General features: G+C 73.2%; 21 protein-coding genes. 14 read left to right on the top strand and 7 right to left on the bottom strand.

Annotated features, from left to right (window positions below):
• Positions 1 to 224: 224 nt before the first annotated feature.
• Positions 225 to 2,033, bottom strand: coding sequence for an AMP-dependent synthetase/ligase (locus ACIGNX_RS03715; RefSeq protein WP_396535966.1), 1,809 nt, complete (start codon positions 2,031 to 2,033; stop codon positions 225 to 227).
• Between the two features lie 111 nt (positions 2,034 to 2,144).
• Here ACIGNX_RS03715 and ACIGNX_RS03710 point away from each other — a divergent pair, with 111 nt between their 5' ends.
• The 7 genes from ACIGNX_RS03710 (at position 2,145) to ACIGNX_RS03680 (ending at position 7,334) form a co-directional block, all read left to right on the top strand.
• Positions 2,145 to 2,525 (top strand): polyketide cyclase / dehydrase and lipid transport, encoded by a 381-nt coding sequence (locus ACIGNX_RS03710; RefSeq protein ID WP_396535964.1) that lies wholly within the window; start codon positions 2,145 to 2,147, stop codon positions 2,523 to 2,525.
• A gap of 11 nt (positions 2,526 to 2,536) precedes the next feature.
• Positions 2,537 to 3,325, top strand: a complete 789-nt coding sequence (locus ACIGNX_RS03705) for a metallophosphoesterase (protein WP_396535962.1) — start codon at positions 2,537 to 2,539, stop codon at positions 3,323 to 3,325.
• Between the two features lie 27 nt (positions 3,326 to 3,352).
• On the top strand, positions 3,353 to 3,802 hold the full coding sequence (locus ACIGNX_RS03700) for an SRPBCC family protein (RefSeq protein WP_396535961.1): 450 nt from the start codon (positions 3,353 to 3,355) through the stop codon (positions 3,800 to 3,802).
• Positions 3,799 to 4,992, top strand: a complete 1,194-nt coding sequence (locus tag ACIGNX_RS03695) for an ArsA family ATPase (RefSeq protein ID WP_396535959.1) — start codon at positions 3,799 to 3,801, stop codon at positions 4,990 to 4,992. Before ACIGNX_RS03700 ends, ACIGNX_RS03695 begins: the two co-directional genes overlap by 4 nt.
• Positions 4,993 to 4,997: 5 nt before the next feature.
• Positions 4,998 to 5,336: a hypothetical protein gene (locus tag ACIGNX_RS03690; RefSeq protein ID WP_396535957.1), complete on the top strand. Its 339-nt coding sequence runs from the start codon at positions 4,998 to 5,000 to the stop codon at positions 5,334 to 5,336.
• A complete protein-coding gene (locus ACIGNX_RS03685) occupies positions 5,330 to 6,301 on the top strand; it encodes an ROK family protein (RefSeq protein ID WP_396535955.1) in 972 nt (323 codons plus the stop codon). The genes ACIGNX_RS03690 and ACIGNX_RS03685 overlap by 7 nt, the downstream gene beginning before the upstream one ends.
• Before the next feature lie 100 nt (positions 6,302 to 6,401).
• Positions 6,402 to 7,334 (top strand): anti-sigma factor RsbA family regulatory protein, encoded by a 933-nt coding sequence (locus ACIGNX_RS03680; RefSeq protein WP_396535953.1) that lies wholly within the window; start codon positions 6,402 to 6,404, stop codon positions 7,332 to 7,334.
• A 234-nt stretch (positions 7,335 to 7,568) separates the two neighbouring features.
• On the opposite strand, the gene ACIGNX_RS03675 is transcribed toward ACIGNX_RS03680, so the two are convergent.
• Positions 7,569 to 8,045, bottom strand: coding sequence for a hypothetical protein (locus ACIGNX_RS03675; RefSeq protein WP_396535951.1), 477 nt, complete (start codon positions 8,043 to 8,045; stop codon positions 7,569 to 7,571).
• A gap of 199 nt (positions 8,046 to 8,244) precedes the next feature.
• Here ACIGNX_RS03675 and ACIGNX_RS03670 point away from each other — a divergent pair, with 199 nt between their 5' ends.
• The 3 genes from ACIGNX_RS03670 (at position 8,245) to ACIGNX_RS03660 (ending at position 10,618) form a co-directional block, all read left to right on the top strand.
• A complete protein-coding gene (locus tag ACIGNX_RS03670; protein ID WP_396535950.1) occupies positions 8,245 to 8,976 on the top strand; it encodes a lysophospholipid acyltransferase family protein in 732 nt (243 codons plus the stop codon).
• 22 nt (positions 8,977 to 8,998) lie between these two features.
• Positions 8,999 to 9,511 carry a polyadenylate-specific 3'-exoribonuclease AS gene (locus ACIGNX_RS03665; RefSeq protein WP_396535949.1) on the top strand — a complete coding sequence of 171 codons (513 nt, stop codon included), beginning with the start codon at positions 8,999 to 9,001 and terminating at the stop codon, positions 9,509 to 9,511.
• Between the two features lie 81 nt (positions 9,512 to 9,592).
• Positions 9,593 to 10,618, top strand: coding sequence for a 6-phosphofructokinase (locus ACIGNX_RS03660; RefSeq protein ID WP_396535947.1), 1,026 nt, complete (start codon positions 9,593 to 9,595; stop codon positions 10,616 to 10,618).
• A gap of 95 nt (positions 10,619 to 10,713) precedes the next feature.
• Here ACIGNX_RS03660 and ACIGNX_RS03655 read toward each other — a convergent pair whose 3' ends face one another.
• Positions 10,714 to 11,733: a DUF2891 domain-containing protein gene (locus ACIGNX_RS03655; RefSeq protein WP_396535945.1), complete on the bottom strand. Its 1,020-nt coding sequence runs from the start codon at positions 11,731 to 11,733 to the stop codon at positions 10,714 to 10,716.
• A gap of 64 nt (positions 11,734 to 11,797) precedes the next feature.
• Between ACIGNX_RS03655 and ACIGNX_RS03650 the strand changes: the two genes are divergently transcribed.
• Positions 11,798 to 13,186 carry a class II 3-deoxy-7-phosphoheptulonate synthase gene (locus tag ACIGNX_RS03650; RefSeq protein ID WP_396535943.1) on the top strand — a complete coding sequence of 463 codons (1,389 nt, stop codon included), beginning with the start codon at positions 11,798 to 11,800 and terminating at the stop codon, positions 13,184 to 13,186.
• Between the two features lie 58 nt (positions 13,187 to 13,244).
• Here ACIGNX_RS03650 and ACIGNX_RS03645 read toward each other — a convergent pair whose 3' ends face one another.
• Positions 13,245 to 15,305, bottom strand: a complete 2,061-nt coding sequence (locus ACIGNX_RS03645) for a PASTA domain-containing protein (RefSeq protein ID WP_396535941.1) — start codon at positions 15,303 to 15,305, stop codon at positions 13,245 to 13,247.
• A gap of 184 nt (positions 15,306 to 15,489) precedes the next feature.
• On the opposite strand from ACIGNX_RS03645, the gene ACIGNX_RS03640 reads away from it, so the two are divergent.
• A complete protein-coding gene (locus tag ACIGNX_RS03640; protein WP_396535939.1) occupies positions 15,490 to 15,855 on the top strand; it encodes an Rv2175c family DNA-binding protein in 366 nt (121 codons plus the stop codon).
• Between the two features lie 86 nt (positions 15,856 to 15,941).
• Here the strand turns inward: ACIGNX_RS03640 and crtI are convergent, their stop codons facing one another.
• Together crtI and ACIGNX_RS03630 are read right to left on the bottom strand one after the other, a co-directional pair.
• Positions 15,942 to 17,435, bottom strand: a complete 1,494-nt coding sequence (gene crtI / locus ACIGNX_RS03635) for a phytoene desaturase family protein (protein WP_396535937.1) — start codon at positions 17,433 to 17,435, stop codon at positions 15,942 to 15,944.
• Between the two features lie 2 nt (positions 17,436 to 17,437).
• Entirely contained in the window at positions 17,438 to 18,505 is a 1,068-nt protein-coding gene (locus ACIGNX_RS03630) for a polyprenyl synthetase family protein (RefSeq protein ID WP_396535935.1), read from the bottom strand.
• A gap of 105 nt (positions 18,506 to 18,610) precedes the next feature.
• Here ACIGNX_RS03630 and ACIGNX_RS03625 point away from each other — a divergent pair, with 105 nt between their 5' ends.
• Entirely contained in the window at positions 18,611 to 19,495 is an 885-nt protein-coding gene (locus ACIGNX_RS03625; RefSeq protein WP_396535933.1) for a methylenetetrahydrofolate reductase, read from the top strand.
• On the opposite strand, the gene ACIGNX_RS03620 is transcribed toward ACIGNX_RS03625, so the two are convergent.
• A complete protein-coding gene (locus ACIGNX_RS03620) occupies positions 19,496 to 20,146 on the bottom strand; it encodes a DUF3153 domain-containing protein (RefSeq protein ID WP_396535931.1) in 651 nt (216 codons plus the stop codon). It abuts the gene before it with no gap.
• Between the two features lie 106 nt (positions 20,147 to 20,252).
• Here ACIGNX_RS03620 and ACIGNX_RS03615 point away from each other — a divergent pair, with 106 nt between their 5' ends.
• Positions 20,253 to 21,932 carry a DUF885 domain-containing protein gene (locus ACIGNX_RS03615; protein ID WP_396535929.1) on the top strand — a complete coding sequence of 560 codons (1,680 nt, stop codon included), beginning with the start codon at positions 20,253 to 20,255 and terminating at the stop codon, positions 21,930 to 21,932.
• Positions 21,933 to 21,968 lie beyond the last annotated feature (36 nt).

Here is a 21,968-nt window from a genome sequence, read left to right as displayed (position 1 = left end):
TCGTTCCGCCTCCCCGTGGCACAGCCTAAGACGGGCGCTGACGGCAGGAGTCATCGCCGCGTCAGCGATACGACAGCGCGCTGCGGCACTCTGTGAAGCGTCCCGGTTGGGGGACCGGGACAACAGAACTCCTCGGGTCCGCGTCAGCGGATACGCGATCACTGGGGGTCGGGTGGCCCGCACTTCGGTGCGGGCCACCCGTCTGTTTCCGGCCCGGGCCGCGGTCAGCCCGCGTAGATCGCCTCGATGTCCCGCTTGTAGGTCGAGGCGACCACGGCGCGGCGCAGCTTCAGGCTCGGCGTCATCTCGCCGCCCGCCTCGGTGAAGTCCACCGGCAGGATGCGGAACTTCTTGATCGCCTCGGCCTTCGACACGGCCTGGTTGGCCTCGTCCACCGCGGCCTGGATCTCGGCGCGCAGCGTCTCGTCCTCCACCAGGTCGGCCACGGTCGCGGACGCCGGCTTGTCGTTGCGCTCCTTCCAGGCGGGGAAGAACTCCGGGTCGATGGTGATCAGCGCGCCGATGAACGGCTGCGCGTCGCCGACGACCATGCACTGGCTGATCAGCGGGTGGGCGCGCAGGCGGTCCTCCAGGACGGCCGGGGAGACGTTCTTGCCGCCCGCCGTGACGATGATCTCCTTCTTGCGGCCGGTGATCCTGAGGAAGCCGTCGGAGTCCAGCTCGCCGAGGTCGCCGGTGTGGAACCAGCCGTCCTCCAGCGCCTCCGCCGTGGCCTTCTCGTTGTTCCAGTAGCTGCGGAACACCACGTCGCCCTTGATCAGGATCTCGCCGTCCTCCGCGATGCGGACCGACGTGCCGATCACCGGGCGACCCACCGTGCCGACCCGGAACGCCGCCGCGGTGTTCACGCACGCCGCCGCGCTGGTCTCGGTCAGGCCGTAGCCCTCCAGCACCGGCACGCCGATGCCGCGGAAGAAGTGGGCCAGCCGCTCGCCCAGCGGCGCGCCGCCCGACACCGCGTTGGAGCACCGGCCGCCGAGCGCCGCCTGGAGCTTGCTGTAGACGAGCTTGCCGAACAGCGCGTGCTTGAGCTTGAGGCCGAGCGGGACGTTGCCGGTGTCCAGCGCCTGGCTGTAGGCCACCGCGGTCGCCTCGGCGGCGTCGAAGATCTTGCCCTTGCCCGCCGCGTGCGCCTTCTGCTTCGCGCCGTTGTAGACCTTCTCGAACACCCGCGGCACGGCGACGACGAACGTGGGCCGGAACGACTGCAGGTCGTCCACCAGGTTCTTCACGTCGGCGGTGTGGCCCATGGTGACCCGCGTGTAGACGCCGCACACCGCCAGGGCGCGGGCCAGGATGTGCGCCAGCGGCAGGAACACCAGCAGGGAGTTGCCGGCCTGCATGAGCTGCGGGAACGCGGTGATCCCGCCCCGCACCTCGGACAGCAGGTTGCGATGGGTCAGCTCGCAGCCCTTGGGGCGGCCGGTCGTGCCGGAGGTGTAGACGATCGTGGCGGTGTCGTCCGCGCCGACGACCTTGCGCCGGGCCCGCGCGTCCTGGTCGGACACCGACGCGCCGAGCGCGGTCAGCTCGTCGATCGCGCCGGCCGCGTCGCCGGACGGGCCGTCGACCTGCCACACGTGCCGCACCTCGGGCAGGCCCGCCACGACCGAGTCGACCGCGGCGCGGTGCCCGGCCGTCTCCACGAACACGGCCTTGGCCGAGGAGTCGGACAGGATCCACTCCACCTGCTCGGCCGACGAGGTCTCGTAGATCGGGACCACGACCCCGCCCGCGTGCCAGATCGCGAAGTCGAGCAGCGTCCACTCGTAGCGGGTCTTGGACATCAGGCCCACCCGCTCGCCCGGTTCCAGCCCGGCCGCGATCAGCCCCTTGGCGACGGCGAGGACCTGCGCGGCGAAGTCGCGGGCGGTCACGTCGACCCACGTCCCGTCGACGCGGCGGCGGAAGCTGACGGCGTTGCCGAAGCGCTCCGCGTTCGCCCACACCATGTCGGTGAGGTTCTCCTCGGGAGCCACAGTGGCGGTGGCGGGGACGCTGAACTCGCGCACGTCGACCTCCGGACGTTGTTTGTTACCGGTGGGGAAACTTAGCCTGTGATTCCGGCGATACACCAGGCCGGGCGGTGTTTCCGTAACCGTGTCGTGGCACTCTTCGGACCCGTGCCCAGTGTCGACGTCGTGGACGAGACGTTCCTCGCGGTGCCGCCCGACGTGGTCGCCGCCGCCTTCGCCCCGCCCGCCGCGTGGGCGCGCTTCTGGCCCGACCTTACCCTCGACGTCTACGCCGATCGGGGGACCGAGGGGTTGCGCTGGACGGTCGCCGGCGCGCTGGTCGGAACGATGGAGGTGTGGCTGGAGCCGGTCCTGGACGGCACCCTGCTGCATTACTTCCTGCGTGCCGACTTTCCCGGCGGTGCGTCCGACAAGCGGATACGCCGCGAGGTGCGCCGCCGCCAGTTGGCCGCCAAGCACGTGTCACTCGGCCTCAAATCGATCTTGGAGGGCGGCAGGCCCCCTGGTGTGGCGCCCGCGCTGCCGTAGATTTGGGTCTCGTGCGGGTTCACGTCGTCTCGGATGTCCACGGCAACGCGGAGGCCCTCGCCCGAGCCGGCGACGGGGCCGACGCGCTGGTCGTGCTCGGCGACCTGGTCGACTTCGTCGACTACTACGACCACGGCAAGGGCATCCTCGGCCGGGTGTTCGGCGCGGAGAAGGTCGAGGTGTTCGCGCGCCTGCGGCGTGGCCGGTTCGGCGCCGAGACCGTCCGCTACATGCGGTCGCTGTGGGACGGCCTGGACAACGCGGCGGCCGTCGTCCAAGAGGCGGTCATGGAGCAGTACACCGCGCTGTTCTCGGTGATGAGCGCGCCGACCTACGCCACACCCGGCAACGTGGACAGCCCCGAGCTGTGGCCGCTGTTCGCCCGCGACGGCGTGCACGTGCTGGACGGGCAGGTGGCCGAGATCGGCGGGCTGCGGTTCGGGTTCGCGGGCGGCGCGGTGCTGCACCCCGGCTTCGTGCCCAACCGGCGCGGCCCGTGGCGGCCCTACCTGCGCACGGAGGAGGAGTTCGGCGCGGCCCTGGCCGGGCTGGGCGAGGTCGACGTGCTGTGCACGCACGTGCCGCCGGCGGTGGCCGAGCTGACCTACGACGTCGTGGCGCGCCGGCCCGAGCTGGGCTCGACGTCGTTGCTGAAGGTGATCGAGCGCGACCGGCCCCGGTGGTCGGTGTTCGGGCACGTGCACCAGCCGATGGCGCGGCGGGTGCGGGTCGGCTGGACCGAGTGCGTCAACGTCGGCCACTTCCAGCGCACCGGCACGCCCCACGTGCTGCGTTGGTGAACCGAACCACCGGGTAGCCTGCCGGGCATGGCCGACGAGTCCACCCAGTCCATCGTCATCGACGCGACGCCCGAGGAGATCGCGGCCGTCATCGCCGACTTCGACGCCTACCCCGAGTGGGCCAACGGGGTGAAGCGCGCCGAGGTGCTGGAGACCGGGGCGGACGGCCGCGCGGCCCAGGTCAGGTTCAACATCGACCAGGGCCCGATCAAGGACGAGTACGTGCTCGCCTACGACGAGTGGTCGCCGAGCCGCATCTCGTGGCACCTGGTCAAGGGGCAGATGCAGAAGTCGCAGGAGGGCAGCTACGCGCTGGCGCCCAAGGGCGGCTCGACCGAGGTCACCTACACCCTGTCGGTGCAGCTGGTCGTGCCGATGATCGGCCTGTTCCGGCGCAAGGCCGAGAAGATGATCATGGACACCGCGCTCAAGGAGCTCAAGCGCCGGGTGGAAAACCGGGTGGACGACGCGGGATGAGCGCCCGCCTGCTGCTGTTCACCGGGAAGGGCGGGGTCGGCAAGACGACCCTGGCCGCCGCCACGGCCACCGCGCTCGCCGCGGGGGGCCGCAAGGCGCTGGTCGTGTCCACCGACCCCGCGCACTCGCTGGGCGACGCGCTCGGCGTGCCGCTGTCCGCGCACGTCACCGAGGTCGACGGCGTGCTGCACGCGGCCCAGATCGACCCCCGCGCGCTGGTCGACCACGCGTGGCGCGACCTGCGCGGGCACCTGCGGACCGTGCTCGCGGGCGCGGGCGTGGACGAGCTGGCCGCCGAGGAGCTGACCGTCCTGCCCGGCGTCGAGGAGCTGCTCGCGCTGTCGGAGGTCCAGCGGCTGGCCCGCACCGGGCCGTGGGACGTCGTGGTCGTCGACTGCGGACCGACCGCCGAGACGCTGCGCCTGCTGGCGCTGCCCGAGGCGTTCGCGTCCTACCTGGAGCGGCTCTTCCCCACCCACCGCCGCGTCGTGCGCGGCCTGCTGGCCGGCGTCGCGGGCAGCTCGTCGGTGGAGAGGTGGGACGCCACCGCCGACGCCCTGGGCCGGCTGGCCGAAGACCTGGAGCAGCTGCGCTCCCTGCTGACCTCGCCCGCGACCGGCGTCCGGCTCGTGCTGACCCCCGAACGGGTGGTCGCGGCGGAGACCCGGCGGACCGTGACGGCGCTGGCGCTGCAGGGCATCCGCGTCGACGGCGTGGTGGCCAACCGGGTGGTGCCGCACCCCGGCGACAGCCGCGGCCCGGCCGCCGAGTGGCTGCGCACCCGCCGCGCCGAGCAGGACGCGGTGCTCGCCGAGCTGGCCGACCTCGGGCCGGTGTCCACCGTGGAGCACCGCGCCGCCGAACCGGTCGGCGCCGCCGCGCTGCTCGACGTGGCCGAGGGCCTCTACCGGGGACGCGACCCGCTCGACGGCGCCACCGCCGACGAGCCGCTGCTCTCGGTCGAGCGGACCGGCGAGCAGGAGTACACGCTGCGCATCGCGCTGCCCCTGGGCGACTCCTCGCTCGACCTCGCCCGCGTGGGTGACGACCTGGCCGTCACCGTGGACGGCAGGCGGCGGCTCGTCGCGCTGCCGTCGCTGCTCAAGCGCTGCCTGGTGACCGGCGCGGAGCTGGACGACACCGGGTTGGCCGTGCGGTTCGCACCCGACCCCGACCTGTGGATGCGGTGAGGCACGTGGACGCCAAGCTCGCCGAAGAACTGCGCCTGCTGCTCGACGTCGCCGCCGAGCGCGCGCAGCCGTGGCTGCACCGGGTGGCCGCCGAGGGCGAGCACGACACCCGGACGTGCGGCTGGTGCCCGTTGTGCAACGCGGTGGCGCTGGCCCGCGGCGACCGGTCCGAGCTGGCCGCCAAGGCCGCCGAGCACCTGACCGGGCTGATCGCCGTGCTGCGGGCGGCGCTGGCCGAGCCCGCGCGGCCCGAGCCCGCCGCGCCGGAGGAGTCGCCGGAGGCCGGGAAGCCGCGCGTCCAGCACATCCCGGTGGTGCGGCGCGGCCAGGGATCGCAGTGCTGACCGTCGGCGTCGACGTCGGCGGGACGAGCGTGCGCGCGGGTGTGGTCGACGGCGACGGCGCGGTGCTCGACACCGCCCGCGCGGCCACGCCCAGCGGTGAGGAGGCGCTGGAGGAGGCCATCGGCACGGCCGTCGCGGAGCTGGCGGCCCGGCACCCGGTCGCGGGCGTCGGCCTCGCCGTGGCCGGGTTCGTGGCCTCCGACCGGCGCACCGTGCGGTTCGCGCCGCACCTGGCGTGGCGTCGGGCGCCGGTGGCCGACCGGATCTCGCGGCGCGTCGGCATGCCCGTGGTGCTGGAGCACGACGCCAACGCCGCCGCCCTCGCCGAGCACCGGTTCGGCGCGGCCCGCGGAGCGCGGGTCGCCGCGCTGGTCGCGCTCGGCACCGGCATCGGCGGCGCGCTGCTGGTCGACGGGCACGTGTTCCGCGGCGCGCACGGCGTCGCGCCGGAACTGGGCCACCTGCGCCTCGTGCCCGACGGGCGGCCGTGCCCGTGCGGCAAGAACGGCTGCTGGGAGCGGTACTGCAGCGGCACGGCGTTGAGCACGACGGCGGTCGAGCTGCTGGCCCGCCACCCCGGCGAGTCGACCGTGCTGGCCCGGGAGGCGGTGGGTGACGCTCGCGCGGTCACGGGCCGTCGGGTGGCCGGCGCGGCGCGTGACGGCGACCCGTTGGCGCAGCGCGCGATGGCGGACCTGGCCCGGTGGCTGGGGGACGGGTTGGCGCTGGTCGCCGACGTGTACGACCCCGAGGTCGTGGTGATCGGCGGAGGCGTGTCGGAGTCCGCGCCGCTGTTCCTGGACGACGCCCGGGAGCGGTACGCGGCCGTCGTGACCGGCGCGGGGCACCGGCCGCTGGCCCGCATCCGGACCGCTCAGCTCGGCGACGACGCCGGGATCGTCGGGGTCGCCACGCTCGCGCGGGAGGTGGCGGCCGGCGCAGCGCGCAACGGCCGGCACCGGTGACCGCGCGGGCCGCGTAGCATCGCGGGATGCGGACCACCGGCGACCGGGGACCGCGCGACCACCACGTCCGCGAGCCCCGCACCTCACCCGCGGTGGGCCGATGAGGTCGGGTGCGGCGCGCGGGCACGTCGGCTACTTCCACGAGGTCGCGTTCTGCGGCGGCGACGAGGACTACCGGCGCGTGGTGGTCCCGTTCGTGGACGAGGGCGTGGCGGCGTGCGAGCCGGTGGTGGTGGCGTGCCGCCCGGCCAACGAGCGGCTGGTCCGGGAGGCGATCGCCGACCCGCGCGGGGTGGTGTTCCTGCCCGGGGCGGGGCAGTACGACCGGCCGACCGAGGCGATCGTGGCGTACCGCAAGCTGTTCGCCGGGTACGCGGGCGCGCCGCAGGTCCGGGTGGTGGGGGACGTGCCGCACCCCGGCGTCGGCGCGTCGTGGGACTGGTGGTCGCGGTACGAGGCGGCCGTGAACCAGGTGTTCGACGAGTTCCCGGTGTGGGGGCTGTGCCCGTACGACCTGCGGGTGACGCCGGCGCGCGTGCTGGCGGACGTGGTGCGGACCCACCCGCGCGTGGCCGGTGCGGACGGGTCGCACCTGCCGAACCCGCGGTACCGGTCGACGTGGGCGTTGCCGAGCGCCGGGCCGACGGCGTTCGAGGCGGGGCGGCCGGTGGTGGAGCTGACCGACCCGACGCCCGCCGAGGCCAGGCGCGCGGTGGCCGGTGCGTGCGCCGGCGTGCCGCTGAGCCGTGACGAGGTGGACGACATCGTGTACGCGGCGAGCGAGGCCGTGACCAACGCGCAGGCGCACGGGGTGCCGCCCGTTCGGCTGCGGGCGTGGGCGGGGCCGTCGCGCGTGCTGGTGGCCGTGACGGACCGGGGGGAGGGCCCGACCTCGCCGACTGCGGGCCTGGTCCCGACCGACCGCACCGCGACCGCCGGCGTGGGCCTGTGGCTGACCCACCGCACGTGCCGCGACGTGACCATGACCCGCGACCCCGAGGGCTACACCATCCGCATCACCACGGGCCGCTGACCCGAGAGTCCAACGCTCAGCCCGCGAGAGTCCAACGTCCAAGTCGCGTGAGTCGTACGTTCAAGTCGCGAGAGTCCTACGTCCAGAGCACCCGAGTTCAACACTCGACATACCGGCCGGTCGGCCCGAGCGTTGAACTCGGGGGTCCCGAACGTAGGACTCTCGCCGCCTGAACGTAGGACTCACGCGGGCTGGAGGTACGACTCACGAGACCTGAACGTAGGACTCTCGCGGTCAGAGGACGGCGCCGTCGTCCCAGCCCGAGTCGGGGGGTGGGGTGTTGCGCATGCGCAGGATCAGCCAGCCCGCGCCCGAGCACATCACGACCAGGGCCAACGGGGTGCCGATCGCGCCCGTCAGGCCGAACAGGCCCGGGAACAGCAGCAGCACGACCCCCAGCAGGATCACCACCAGCGCCGCGATGGTCCCCGGCCGCAACGCGGGCAGCGGCGGCGGCTCCGGCGGCACGTAGTGGTCGTCCGGGTCGTCCGGGTCCGGGTACGCGTCGGGGTCGTCGTCCGCCGTCGCCACGGCCGGCTGGCCCTCCGGGCGCCCGGGGCGCGCGGGCTCCGCCTCGTCGCCCTCGTCCGGCTCCACGTCGTCGGACAGGGCCTGCCTGCCCACGCCCTCGCGTTCCAGGCCCGCCACGATCTCGGCGAAGGCCGCGTCCACGTCCTCCGGGCCGTCGGTCGAGTCGCGTCGGGAGTTCATGGGCGTGCTCCAGCCCTCCGGGTCGTGAAGGCGATCTCCTGCCGGGTCCATCGTCCCACGGGGCCGCTGTGTTGCGGATTACGGCAGCCGGTGGACCTTGGGACCGTACCGCGTCCCGCCGGGTCTTCGTTGTGTGTTGCGCCATCCGCTCCGTAGGCTGGCGTCGGGGATCAAGCACGTCGAGGAGGCGCTCCCAGCGGTGCTCTACTGGTTGATGAAACACATCTTTCTCGGGCCGCTCCTGAAGCTGTTCTTCCGACCCCGGATCATCGAGGGCGCGGAGAACATCCCCAAGGAGGGCGGCGCCATCCTGGCGAGCAACCACCTCGCGGTCTCCGACTCCTTCTTCCTCCCGCTGAAGCTGTCACGCCGGGTCACGTTCCCGGCGAAGATCGAGTACTTCACCGGCAAGGGCCTCAAGGGCGCGTTCCAGCGCTGGTTCTTCTCCGGCGTCGGCCAGGTCCCGATCGACCGGTCCAGCGCGTCGGCCGCCCAGGGCGCGCTCGACACCGGCGTGCGGATCGTGCGCGAGGGCAAGCTGCTCGGCATCTACCCCGAGGGCACCCGGTCGCCCGACGGCCGCCTCTACAAGGGCAAGGTCGGCGTGGCGTGGATCGCGCTGGAGTCCGGCGCGCCGGTCATCCCGGTCGCGATGTTCGGCACCGACAAGGCCAACCCCATCGGCTCGAAGATGTGGCGGCCGTACCCGATCCGGATCAAGATCGGCAAGCCGCTGGACTTCTCCCGCTACGAGGGCCTGTCCGGCGACCGGTTCGTGCTGCGGTCCATCACGGACGAGATCATGTACGCCCTGATGGAGCTGTCCGGCCAGGAGTACGTCGACGTGTACGCGGCCAAGGCCAAGGAGGGCCAGGACGAGCGCAAGCGGGCCGACGGCGTCGATCGGCTGCCCGAGGCGAAGGCCGGCTGATCGGCACCCCTAGGCTGGTGGGGTGCGGTTCTTCTACGACTGTGAGTTCATCGAGGACGGGGACACGATCGACCTCGTCTCCATCGGCGTGGTCGACGAGGAAGGCCGCGAGTTCTACGCCGTGTCCACCGAGTTCGACCCGGCCAAGGCGGGCCCCTGGGTGCGCGCGAACGTGCTGAACCAGCTGCCGCCGCCCGCCGACCGGGCCTGGCGCAGCCGGGAGCGCATCCGCGCCGACCTGCTCGACTTCCTCGGCGGCCCCAAGGCCAACCGGGACGACATCGAGCTGTGGGCGTGGTTCGCCGCCTACGACCACGTGGCGCTCGCGCAGCTGTGGGGTCCGATGCCCGCGCTGCCGCGCTGCCTGCCCCGGTTCACCCGCGACCTGCGGCAACGCTGGGAGGACGTGGGCAAGCCGCGCCTGCCGCAGGCGCCCGCGGACGCCCACGACGCGCTGGCCGACGCACGGCACAACCTCGCGCGCTGGAAGGTGATCGAGGACGAGCGGCAGCGGAGGGGATTCGCGGTCCGATAAGTGGGACCCTCGCTTGCTGCACCGATCCAGCGCGTGTCAGGCTTGGGTGACCAACGCCACGAGAAGAGATTGGCTAAGCAAATGCGCATTGGTGTGCTCACCGGCGGTGGCGACTGCCCCGGCCTCAACGCGGTCATCCGCGGTGTGGTCCGCAAGGGCATCGAGGCACACGGCTGGGAGATCGTGGGCTTCCGGAACGGGTGGCAGGGGCCGGTCGAGAACCTGACCAAGCCGATCGGGCTCGATGACGTCGAGGACATCCTCACCAGGGGCGGCACCATCCTCGGCTCGTCGCGCACCAACCCGTACAAGATCGACGGCGGGGTCGACCGCATCCGCGAGACCCTCGCGGCGAACAAGGTCGACGCGCTGATCGCCATCGGTGGCGAGGACACGCTGGGCGTCGCCAAGCGGCTGACCGACGACGGCATCGGCGTCGTGGGCGTGCCGAAGACCATCGACAACGACCTGGGCGCGACCGACTACACGTTCGGCTTCGACACCGCCGTGCACATCGCCACCGAGGCGATCGACCGGCTGCGCACGACGGCCGAGTCGCACCACCGGGCGCTCGTGGTCGAGGTCATGGGCCGCCACGCGGGCTGGATCGCGCTGCACTCGGGCCTGGCCGGCGGCGCGAACGTGATCCTGGTGCCCGAGCGCCAGTTCAGCGTCGACAAGGTGGTCGAGTGGGTCGAGCGGCGCTTCGAGCGCCAGTTCGCGCCGATCATCGTGGTCGCCGAGGGCGCGATGCCCGAGGGCGGCGCCGAGGTGCTGCACTCCGGTGAGAAGGACGCGTTCGGCCACGTCCGGCTGGGCGGCATCGGCACCTGGCTGGCCGAGGAGATCGCCGAGCGGACCGGCAAGGAGTCCCGCGCGGTCGTGCTGGGCCACGTCCAGCGCGGCGGCATCCCCACCGCCTACGACCGCGTGCTCGCCACCCGGTTCGGCCTGCACGCCGTGGACGCGGTCGCCGAGGGCGACTTCGGCGTCATGGTCGCGCTGCGCGGCACGGACATCGTCCGGGTGAAGCTGTCCGAGGCGACGGCGGAGCTGAAGACGGTCCCGCTGGAGCGCTACCAGGAGGCCGAGGTCTTCTTCGGCTGATCGACTCCCGGTCGGCGCACCCGACCGACCCGACGGGCCCCCGGCGCCCCCGTGACGCCGGGGGCTCGTCGTCCGAACGGCCCCCGACGGGTCCGTCAGCGGTCGGTGAAGGCGTCGAGGTGCAGGTAGGCGGCGAACGTGCCCAGCCAGTGCTCGGCGTAGTAGCCGTGCCCGAACACGTACCGCAGCCCCGCCTCGCGGTGCTCCTCGGCCGCCGCGCGGGCCAGGTCGGCGTACCGGTGGCCCGCGGGCAGCGCGTCGGCGACCGAGCGCCACTGCCACGCCCGCGACAGCGCCAGGCCGATCAGGTGGGAGCCGTGGGCGTCGGCCGGGTCGTCCACGGGCACGGGCTCGCGCAGCACCTTCCAGCGCGCGTCCTCCAGGTGCGGCAGGAACGCCTCGAACCACTCGGTGAACCGGTCGGCCGGCAGCACCCGCCGCACCAGGTCGGCCTCGGTCAGGGCCGGTGAGAGGAAGTCGGCCGCGTCCGGCTCGAACCCGCCGTACCCGGCGTCCTCCCGGTGCCACCGCAGCGCCGCTTCGACGCACGCCGACGCCAGCTCCTCGTCGCCGACCGCGCGTGCCGCGTCGAGCACCAGCCCGGTGGCGAACGCCGTGTTGCCGTGCGTGCCGGTGCGCACCGGCAGCCGTGCCGCCGTCACCCTGGTGAGGTACCTGTCACGCAGGGCCGCGCTCAACGGCCGCAGCGCCTCCGCCCACGGCGAGCCCCACGTGCGCAGCTCCGCGTCGAGCACCAGCAGCCACGCCCAGCCGTACGGGCGCTCCCAGAACCCGCCGCCGGGCCCGTCGAAGAACGCCGCCTCGGTGCGGGCGTTCTCCTCGGTGATCAGCGAGTCGAGCACCCGGTGGGCCTCGTCCGCGCCCGCCACCCCGGGCCGCACGCGCAGCAGCCGGACCGCCAGCCACGTCTGGTGCACGCACGAGTGCCAGTCGAACGACCCGGCGAAGATCGGGTGCAGCACGCGCAGCGGCACGAGGTCGGCGTCACCGGTGACGACGTGCGACCAGTGCGCGGGGTAGTCCCGCCGCACGTTCCCCACCGCGGTCGACAGCAGCCTGGCCGTCGTGTCGTCATCCAATCGGGTGTCGGGCATGGTCCACATAATGCACAGGTCGGACCCGCGTCCGTCTTGCAGTGTGGACGGCTATCTTTAACGTGTGAACTGGACCGTGGACGTGCCCGTGGACACGCTTCCCGAGCTTCCGCCCCTCCCACCCGAGCTGCGCGACCGGTTGGACGCCGCGCTCGGCAGGCCCGCTGCCCAGCAGCCGGAGTGGCCGGACGCCGAGCAGGTGCGCCGCGTGCGCGCCGTGCTGGAGAGCGTGCCGCCGATCACCGTGCCGGCCGAGATCGACCGGCTGCGCGACAACCTGGCCGAGGTCGCCCGCGGCGAGGCGTTCCTGCTGCAGGGCGGCGACTGCGCGGAGACCTTCGCGGACAACACCGAGCCGCACATCCGCGCGAACGTCCGGACCCTGCTCCAGATGGCCGTCGTGCTCACCTACGGCGCGAGCCTGCCGGTCGTGAAGATCGGCCGCATCGCCGGCCAGTACGCCAAGCCGCGCTCGTCGGGCATCGACGCGCTCGGCCTGCCGTCCTACCGCGGCGACATCGTGAACTCGCTGGTCGCCACGCCCGAGGCGCGCGTGCCGGACCCGTCGCGGATGATCCGCGCCTACGCCAACGCGGGCGCGGCGATGAACCTGCTGCGCGCGATGACCACCGCGGGCATGGCCGACCTGCACCGGCTGCACGACTGGAACAAGGACTTCGTCCGCCAGTCGCCCGCCGGCGAGCGGTACGAGGCGCTGGCCGGCGAGATCGACCGGGGCCTGCGGTTCATGTCGGCGTGCGGCGTGAACGACGCCTCGCTGCACAGCACCGAGATCTTCGCCTCGCACGAGGCGCTGCTGCTGGACTACGAGCGGGCGCTGCTGCGGCTGGACACGAACGGCGAGCAGCCCCGGCTGTACGACCTGTCGTCGCACTTCCTGTGGATCGGCGAGCGGACCAGGCAGCTCGACGGCGCCCACATCGCGTTCGCCGAGCTGCTGGCCAACCCGATCGGGTTGAAGATCGGCCCGTCGACCACGCCGGAGATGGCCGTCGAGTACGTCGAGCGGCTCGACCCGCACAACCAGCCCGGCCGGTTGACGCTGATCAGCCGCATGGGCAACGGCAAGGTGCGCGACGTGCTGCCGTCGATCGTGGAGAAGGTCACCGCCTCCGGCCACCAGGTCATCTGGCAGTGCGACCCGATGCACGGCAACACGCACGAGTCGTCCACCGGCTACAAGACCCGGCACTTCGACCGGATCGTGGACGAGGTGCAGGGCTTCTTCGAGGTGCACCGGCGGCTGGGCACCCACCCGGGCGGCATCCACATCGAGCTGACCGGCGAGGACGTCACCGAGTGCCTGGGCGGCGCCCAGGAGATCTCCGACCTCGACCTCGCGGGCCGCTACGAGACCGCCTGCGACCCGCGGCTGAACACCCAGCAGTCGCTGGAGCTGGCGTTCCTGGTCGCGGAGATGCTGCGCAGCTAGACCCCTCGGGTTCGGCGGTGGCCCCCGACCCCGACCGGGGTCGGGGGCCACCGCCGTCTCACACCCCGATGATCGTGATCTTGGTGTTCTTCGGCACGCGCTCACCGGCCCGCACGGACTGGTTCACCACGCGGGCGCGGTCGCGGCCGTTGAACTGGACGTCGACCTTGAGGCCCGCGTCCTCCAGGATCTTCTTCGCTTCCTTGACCGTCTTGCCCTCGACCTGCGGCACGACCACCGAGTCGGCCGACACGATGACGGTCACCTGGCGGTTCGTGGGCGGCATGTTCGTGCCCGCCGGCGGGTCGGTGCGGACGACCTTGCCACCCGGGACCTTGTCGTTGAACTCGGTCGGCCCCTCGACCGGGTCGAACCCGGCCGCGCTCAGCTCGGCGAACGCCTCGTCCTTCGACTTGCCCGTGACGCTGGGCACCGGCTTGGGCTGCGAGCCCTTGCTGAGCACGACCGTCACCGCCGAGCCGATCGGCACCGGCGTGCCCGGCGCGGGCTTCAGCGTCACCACCTTGCCCTTGGGCACGCGGTCGCTGAACGCGTCTTCGGCGGGGTTGAGCTGCGGCTTCAGCCCCACCGACGTGATCTCGCGCTCGGCGTCGGCGACCTCGACACCGGCGTTGACCTGCGGCACGACCGGCTTGCCCGCGGACACCACGAGCCGCACCAGGTCGCCCTGGTTGGCCTTCGTCCCGGCGGGCGGGTCGGTGCTGATCACCTGGCCGCTGGGCGCGGTGTCGCTGTTCTCCCGCCGCACCGTCTTCTTCAGCGACGCGTCGTCCAGCATCGCGGTCGCCGCGGTCTCGTCCTGGCCGACGATGTCCGGCACGGTGGTGACCCGGCCGACGACCAGCCACCAGCTGACCGCGCCGACGATGAGCGCGACCACGCCCACGACGCTGATCCACGTGATGAACTGCCGCTTGCTGCGCGCCCGCATCTCCTCGTACAGCTGCTCGGGCGTCTTCTTCTTCGGCGGTCGCTTGGGGCGCGCGCGGACCGGCTGCGCCTGCGGGCCGACCGGCTTCGGCTCCGGCGGCGCGAGCAGCTCGGCGCGCGGGATCGCCCTCGTGCCCTGCGGGCCGCTCACCGGGGGCACCAGCGGGTTCGGCCGGTGCACCGGCACGGTCGGCTCGGCGAACGGCGCTCCCGCGCCCACCCGCACCGGCTCGACGCGCACGGTCTGCTCGGCCGGGCCCACCGGCGCCGGCACGTGCTCCGTGGCCTCCTCGGCGGGGGCCGCCGGGGCGGGCACCGGCACGTCCACGGTGGCGATGCCGAGCTTCGCCCTCGCCGTCTCCACCTCGGACAGGAACGACTCGGCGTCCGCGGGCCGCAGGAACGGCTCCTTGCGGGTGGCCCGGCGCACCAGCTCGGCGACCTCGGCGGGCACGCCCGGCACCGGCGGCACGTCGTCGTTCACGTGCCGGTAGGCCACCGAGATCGCGTTGTCGCCCACGTAGGGCGGCGCGCCGGTCAGCATCTCGTACAGCAGCACGCCCGCCGAGTAGACGTCGCTGCGCGCGTCCGTCGTGCCCGTCGTCACCTGCTCGGGCGACAGGTAGGCCACCGTGCCCAGGATCACGCTGTCGCTGGTCACCCCGGCCGTGGAGACCGCGCGGACCAGGCCGAAGTCGGCGACCTTCACCGCGCCGCCGCGCCCGATGAGCACGTTCTCCGGCTTCACGTCCCGGTGCACGAGGTCGGCGCGGTGCGCGGCGGCCAGCGGGGACAGGACCTTCTCCAGGACCGTCAGCGCCAGCGGCACGTCCAGCTTGCCGCGCGCGTTGAGCAGGTCGCGCAGCGTGCCGCCCTCGACCAGCTCCATGACCAGGTAGACGCGGTCCTCGTCCACGCCCTGGTCGTGCACCTGGACCACGCCCGGGTGGTGCAGCTTCGCCGCCGAGCGCGCCTCCCGCTCGAACCGCGCGACGAACTGCGGGTCGGCGGAGAACCGGGGGTCCATGACCTTGATGGCGACGGTCCGCTCCAGGCGGGTGTCCACACCGCGGTACACGGTGGACATGCCGCCGCGCGCGACCAGGGCGCCTACCCGGTAGCGTTGTTCGAGCAGCCCGCCGATCACGTTCGTCGCCGACCTTTCCACAGCCGTGGATCGTACGGTGGGTGGTGCCGACCGATGCTGTGCGCTGGAGCATCCCACGCGCGCGTGTGGGATCCGCGTCAAAGTCGGTGGGAACAGGGGGTGTCCGCAAGCCGACCCGCGGGTGTACCGCCACCACCCGGTTGGCGCAGGGCATCGTCCACGTCGTTGTGGCATCGTGACGCACGTGAGTGCGATTCCTGCCGCTGCGGATGTGCTGGCTCCCGACCTGGAGGTCCTGTCCCTCCCCGAGGTCGCCGAGCGTCTCGACCTGCCGATCAACCGAGTCCACCAGTTGCTGCGCGACGGTCAGCTGCTCGCCGAGCGCCGTGACGGTGTCCTCGTCGTCCCCGCCCAGTTCCTCGCCGCCGGAGGCGTGGTGAAGGGGCTGCCCGGCACCATCACGGTGCTGCGCGACTCCGGCTTCTCGACCGAAGAGATCCTCCGGTGGCTGTTCACCGAGGACGAGACCCTGCCCGGCACGCCCATCGAGGCGCTGCGCGGCGACCGCGGCCGCGAGGTGAAGCGCCGGGCGCAGGCCCTGGGGTTCTGACGCACCCACCCCGAGACGACCGACACGTCCGGGCGGCTCCCAGCCGGGGGTCGTCCGGACGTCGTGCTCCCGCGGCGGGTGCCGCGTCAGCGGGGGAGGTGCTCCCGCCGGGCGGTCACCGGTCGTCGTGACCGGGCGCCCGCCTGGCCGGTGATCCGCTGCGCGGCCAGCCTGCCCGAGATCAGCACCGGCGGCACGCCGACGCCCGGCGTGGTGCCGCAGCCCGCCAGCACCGCGTTGTCCAGCACCAGGTTGCGCGGCCGGAACGGACCGGTCTGCGCGATCGTGTGCGCGGCCGAGAACGGGGTGCCCGCGGCCAGGCCCATCGCGGCCCAGTCCCGCGGCGTCACCAGCCGCTCCACCTCGATCGCCGCGCCGAAGCCGGTCAGCCCCCGCTCCTCCAGCACGCCGACCAGCTCGTCCCGGTAGGCAGGGCCCACGCGGTCCCAGTCGATCGGGCCGACGCGCAGGTTCGGCGCGGGCGCCAGGACGAACGCCCCCTGCCCCGGAGGGGCGCTGACCAGCAGCGACGGATCGCTCATCAGGGTGCCGCGCCGGGTCAGCTCGTCGAACGTCCGGTCCCACTCGCGGCCGAAGAACAGCGTGTGGTGCGCCAGCTCCGGCCAGGTCCGGTCCACGCCCGCGTGCAGCACGACCGCCGACGGCGACCACGTGATCGGCAGCGGCCGGCGCGGGCGGTGGCCCAGCAGGCGGTACGACACCGGCAGGTCCGGGGTCAGCACGACCGCGTCGCACGCGATGCGCTCGCCGTGCGCGGTCCGCACCGCCGTGACCCGGCCGCCGATGCGCTCCAGCCACGCCACCGGCGTCCGGAACCGCAGGTCCGCCCCGGCGTCCCGGGCGGCTGCCGCCAGCGCGTCCGGCAGCGCCCGCATCCCGCCCTCCGGGTGGTGGACGCCCGCGACCGTGTCCATGTAGGCGATGACGGCGTACGCGGCGAGCGCCTTGCGCGGCGGCACGCCCGCGTACAGCGACTGGAAGGAGAACACCCGCTGCAACCGCTCGTCGCGCAGGAACCGGGCCACCGACGGCCCGAGCCTGCCGAAGCCGCGCAGCGCGGCCAGCTTCGCCAGGTGCGGGGTGAGCAGGGAGAACGGCGAGTCGAAGTTCGCCCCGATGAACCGGTCGCGCTCCACCCGGTACAGCTCGGTCAGCCAGCGGCGCAGCGCCCGGTACCCGGCGGCCTCCCGCGGACCGGCGAACCGGCGCACCTCGGCCTCCATCGCGTCGGCGTCGGCGTGCACGTCCAGCGTGCCGCCGTCGGCGAAGCGGGCCCGGTAGGCGGGCCGCACGGGCCGCAGGTCCAGCCGGTCCGCCAGCGACTCGCCGACCGCGTTGAACGCCTCGTCCACCAGCTCCGGCATGGTCAGCACGGTCGGGCCCGTGTCGAACCGGTAGCCGCCCAGGTCCAGCCTGCCCGCCCGGCCGCCGGGCACGGCGTCGCGCTCCACCACCGTGACCCGCCTGCCCGCGCCCAGCAGGTGCAGCGCGGCCGAGAGCCCCGCCAGCCCCGCCCCGACCACGACCACGTGGTCCGTCCGGCCGGTGACCGCGCGCATCGTCAGGAGGTCCGCTTCGTGGCGCTGATCGCCAGCTCCGCCAGCCGCTCCCCGGCGGGTTCGGCGACCGGCGCGCGTTCCAGGGCGCGCAGCGCGGACCCGGTCAGCTCGGCGATCCGCTCCTCGACCGCGTCCACCGCGCCGACCTCGCGCAGCCGGGCGCGCACCTCGTCCACCAGGGCCACGTCGAGGTCGGGCTTGCCCAGCGCCTCGTGCAGCACGTCCGCGCCGAACCGCATCCCCAGCGCGACCAGCAGCGTCCGCTTGCCCTCGCGCAGGTCGTCACCGGCGGGCTTGCCGGTCACCGCCGGGTCGCCGAACACGCCCAGCAGGTCGTCGCGCAGCTGGAACGCCACCCCGATGTCCTGGCCGAACGACCGCAGGCCGGCCACCAGTTCCGGCGACCCCCCGCCGATCGCCGCGCCCATGTGCAGCGGCCGTTCGACGGTGTACGCGGCGGTCTTGAGCCGGTCGATGCGCAGCGCCGCGTCCGGCGAGCTGTCGCCGCGCGCCTGCGTGAGCACGTCGAGGTACTGGCCCGCGAGCATCTCGGTGCGCATGTCCCGCCACGGCAGGCTGAGCCGCTGGAGGGCGTCGGTGGGCAGGCCGGCGGCGAACAGCATGTCGTCGGCCCAGGCCAGCGCCACGTCGCCGATCAGCACGGACGCGGCCAGGCCGAACCGCTCCGGCTCGCCCAGCCAGCCCTCGTCGCGGTGCCTGCGGGCGAACCGGACGTGCACGGTCGGCATGCCCCGACGGGTCTCGGAGGCGTCCATCAGGTCGTCGTGCACCAGCGCGCACGCCTGGATCAGCTCCAGCGAGCTGACCGCGGTGAGCACGGCACCGGCCAGCTCGCCCTCCGGGTCGCCGCCCGCGGCGCGCCAGCCCCACCACGCGAAGGTGGGCCGGACGCGCTTGCCGCCGCCGAGGACGAAGTCGGCCAGCGCGTCGACGGCGCCGGTGAAGTTCTCCTCCATGCGCTCACCCAGGGCCCGGCGGTCGGCGAGGTAGGCGGCCAGCGCCGCGTCGACGTGCTTGGGCAGTTCGAGGTCCAACGGGTGGGGCGGCACCCGTCTATCGTCACCTCTGGCCCTTCCGGCCGCCCAACCGGGGGGCTGGTCCCATCCGGTGACGGCGGTCTCCCACGCCTCGGACGTACCTCTAGGCTGTGTGGCATGACGTCGGTGGTCGAACGCCTGCACGGGAAGTCCCCCGTGTTCTCCGTCGAGTTCTTCCCCCCGCGCGACGAGGCCGAGGAGATCGTGCTGTGGCGCGCGATCCGCGAGCTCGAGGCCTTCGACCCGGCGTTCGTGTCCATCACCTACGGCGCGGGCGGCTCCTCGCGCGACCGGACCATCCGCACCACCGGGCGCGTGGCGCAGGAGACCACCCTGCTGCCCATGGCGCACCTCACCCTCGTCAACCACTCGGTGGCCGAGCTGCGCAACGTGATCGGCTGGTACGCGGCGGTCGGCGTGCGCAACATCCTGGCCGTGCGCGGCGACCCGCCCGGCGACCCCAACGGCGAGTGGGTGGCCCACCCGGAGGGCCTGACCTACGCCGAGGAGCTGGTCCGGCTGTGCCGCGAGCTGGGCGACTTCTGCGTCGGCGTGGCGGCCTCGCCGTACGGCCACCCGCGGTCGGCGGACCTGGACTCCGACACCGAGTACCTGGTGCGCAAGCTGCGGGCCGGGGCGGACTTCGCGATCGCCCAGCTGTTCTTCCAGCCGGAGGACTTCCTGCGGCTGCGCGACCGGGTGGCCGCGCGCGGCTGCGACACCGTGCTGATCCCCGGCCTCATGCCGTTGACGACGCCGCGGACGCTCGCCAAGACGGTCGAGCTGTCGGGCTCGGCGGTGCCGGACGCGGTGGCGCGCCGCCTCGACCCGTACGCCGACGACCCGGCGGGCTTCCGCGAGGCGGGCATCGACCTGGTGACGGAGACGGGGCAGCGGCTGCTCGCCGAGGGCGTGCCGTGCCTGCACTTCTACACGTTCAACCGGTCGAAGGCGACGCGCGAGATCGTCGGCCGGCTCGGGTTGGTGCCGGCCCGCGCCTAGCTAGGCGACCTGGTGGCGGCGGTGGGCGACCAGCGCCAGCACCACCACGATCAGCGCGGCCACGCCGACCAGCACGGCGACCAGCATGGTCCAGCCGAAGTAGGACACCGCGTTCGCGCCCTCGTAGCGGACGGTCGCCGACAGCATCGACGCCTGACCGGGCTTCGGGTTCCACGCGATCGTCGCGTTGTCCTCTTCTCGCCCGTTCGTGTCAACGACATCACCCGGGAAGCTGATCTTCACCTGGATGTCCGCACGCTCCGCAGGCACCTGCGTCAGGTCGACCGAGCCGGAGAGCGTCACCAGGTCGCCGGACCGCCGGAACGTCAGCTGGTACCGGCTGGACGAGGCGCTCGTCGCCGTCGACAGCTCCCGCACCTCGTCGAACGTCAACCCCGAGAACGACATCTGCGTGCCCACGTAGTCGTCCGCCTTGTAGGGCTTGGTGGTGACCCGACCGGCCAGGTTGTCCGGCACCTTGAGCTGCGGACCGGGGTCGTTGTCCTTGGTCGGCGGCATGGCGGCGACGATCTCGCCGGCCACGCGGTCGTCGGTGGACAACGCCATTGCGGCGTGCAGCCGGACGCACCCCGTCAGCGACAGCAGCGCGAGGAGGAGAACCGGCAGGAGCAGCGCGGAGGCCCTGGACACGCGGCCATCCTGCCGGCCGCGGTCGCGGGTCGACCGGAGGTACACGATCGTGAGCGTGGCTAATTACCTGTTTGGCGGGACGCGACCCGGAGGTAACGTGCGGCGCATGTCAACCTCCTCCGCCGGCGTGCACGGCATCAGCAACCAGTTCGTAGCCGACTACGCGGCCGCGGACCCGTTGGCCGCGACGTTCATCGGCAAGCCCGGCCACGACGACCGGATCACGGACTACTCGCCGGAGGGCCACGCCGCCCGCGCGCAGCTCGCCCGCGACGCCCTCGCCGCGATCACCGCCGCCGAGCCCGCGGACGAGTCGGAGGCCGACGCGAAGGCCGTGTTCCTGGAGCGGATCGGGCTGGAGGTCGAGCTGCACGAGGCCGGCCTCATGGAGGGCAGCCTCAACGTCATCGCCAGCCCCGTGCAGTCCATGCGCGAGGTGTTCGACCAGATGCCCACCGACACCGCCGACGACTGGGCCGTGATCGCCAAGCGGCTCACCGCCGTGCCGGACGCGGTGGCGAACCTGCGCGCGGGCCTCGCCCACGCCGCCGACCAGGGCCACGTGGCCGCGTTGCGGCAGGTCACCAAGGTCGCCGAGCAGTGCGACACGTGGTCGGGCCGCTCCGGTGGCAGGTCGTTCTTCGCCGCGCTGATCGCCGACGCGCCGGCCGACGGCGCGCTGCGCACCGAGCTGGAGACGGGCGCGAAGGCCGCCGCCGAGGCCTACGGCGACCTGGCCGCGTTCCTGCGCGACGACCTCGCGGCCAAGGCGCCGAAGAAGGACGCCGTCGGCGAGGACGTGTACCGGTTGCAGTCCCGCTACTTCACCGGCTCCCGGCTCGACCTCGCCGAGGCCTACGAGTGGGGCTGGGAGGAGTTCACCCGCGTCGAGACCGAGATGAAGCAGGTCGCGAACCGGATCAAGCCGGGCGCGACGCTCGCCGAGGCCGCCGCCGCGCTCGACGCCGACCCGCGCTACCTGGTGCGGGGCAAGGACGGCCTGCGGTCGTGGATGCAGGAGCTGTCGGACAGGGCGTTGCAGGACGTGCGCGGGGTGCACTTCGAGCTGCCCGACGAGCTGATGAAGCTGGAGTGCCGCATCGCGCCGCCCGGCGGTGGCGTGGGCGCGTACTACAGCGGCCCCACCCCGGACTTCTCCCGGCCCGGCCGCATGTGGTGGTCCGTGCCGGACGACAAGGAGGAGTTCCCGACCTGGCGCGAGGTCACGACCGTCTACCACGAGGGCGTGCCCGGCCACCACCTCCAGGTCGCCACCGCCGTCTACCAGGCGGACAAGCTCAACGAGTTCCAGCGCCTGATGTGCTGGGTGTCCGGCCACGGTGAGGGCTGGGCGCTGTACGCCGAGCGGCTGATGCGCGAGCTGGGTTACCTGGAGGACGACGGCGACCTGCTCGGCATGCTGGACGCGCACCTGTTCCGCGCGGCCCGCGTGATCATCGACATCGGCATGCACCTGGAGCTGGAGATCCCCCGGGGCACCGGCTTCCACGAGGGCGAGCGGTGGACCCCGGACCTGGGCCTGGAGTTCATGCTGACCCGGACCATCACCGACCCGGCGCACGTGCGCGACGAGATCGACCGCTACCTCGGCTGGCCGGGGCAGGCCCCGTCGTACAAGCTGGGCGAGCGGCTGTGGTTGGCGGCCCGCGACGACGCCCGTGCCCGGCACGGCGACGCGTTCGACCTGAAGACGTTCCACCGGCAGGCCCTGGAGATGGGCGCGATGGGGCTGGACACCCTTCGGGAGCGGCTCGCGCAGCTCTGATCGCGGCCCGGTGACCTCGGTTTCACGCCGAGGTCA

Origin of the sequence: Actinosynnema sp. NPDC053489 (assembly GCF_044544865.1) — a bacterium.
GTDB lineage: Bacteria > Actinomycetota > Actinomycetes > Mycobacteriales > Pseudonocardiaceae > Actinosynnema.
Note: the sequence above shows the minus strand (reverse complement) of the source record. Positions and strands in the feature narration are given on the sequence as shown.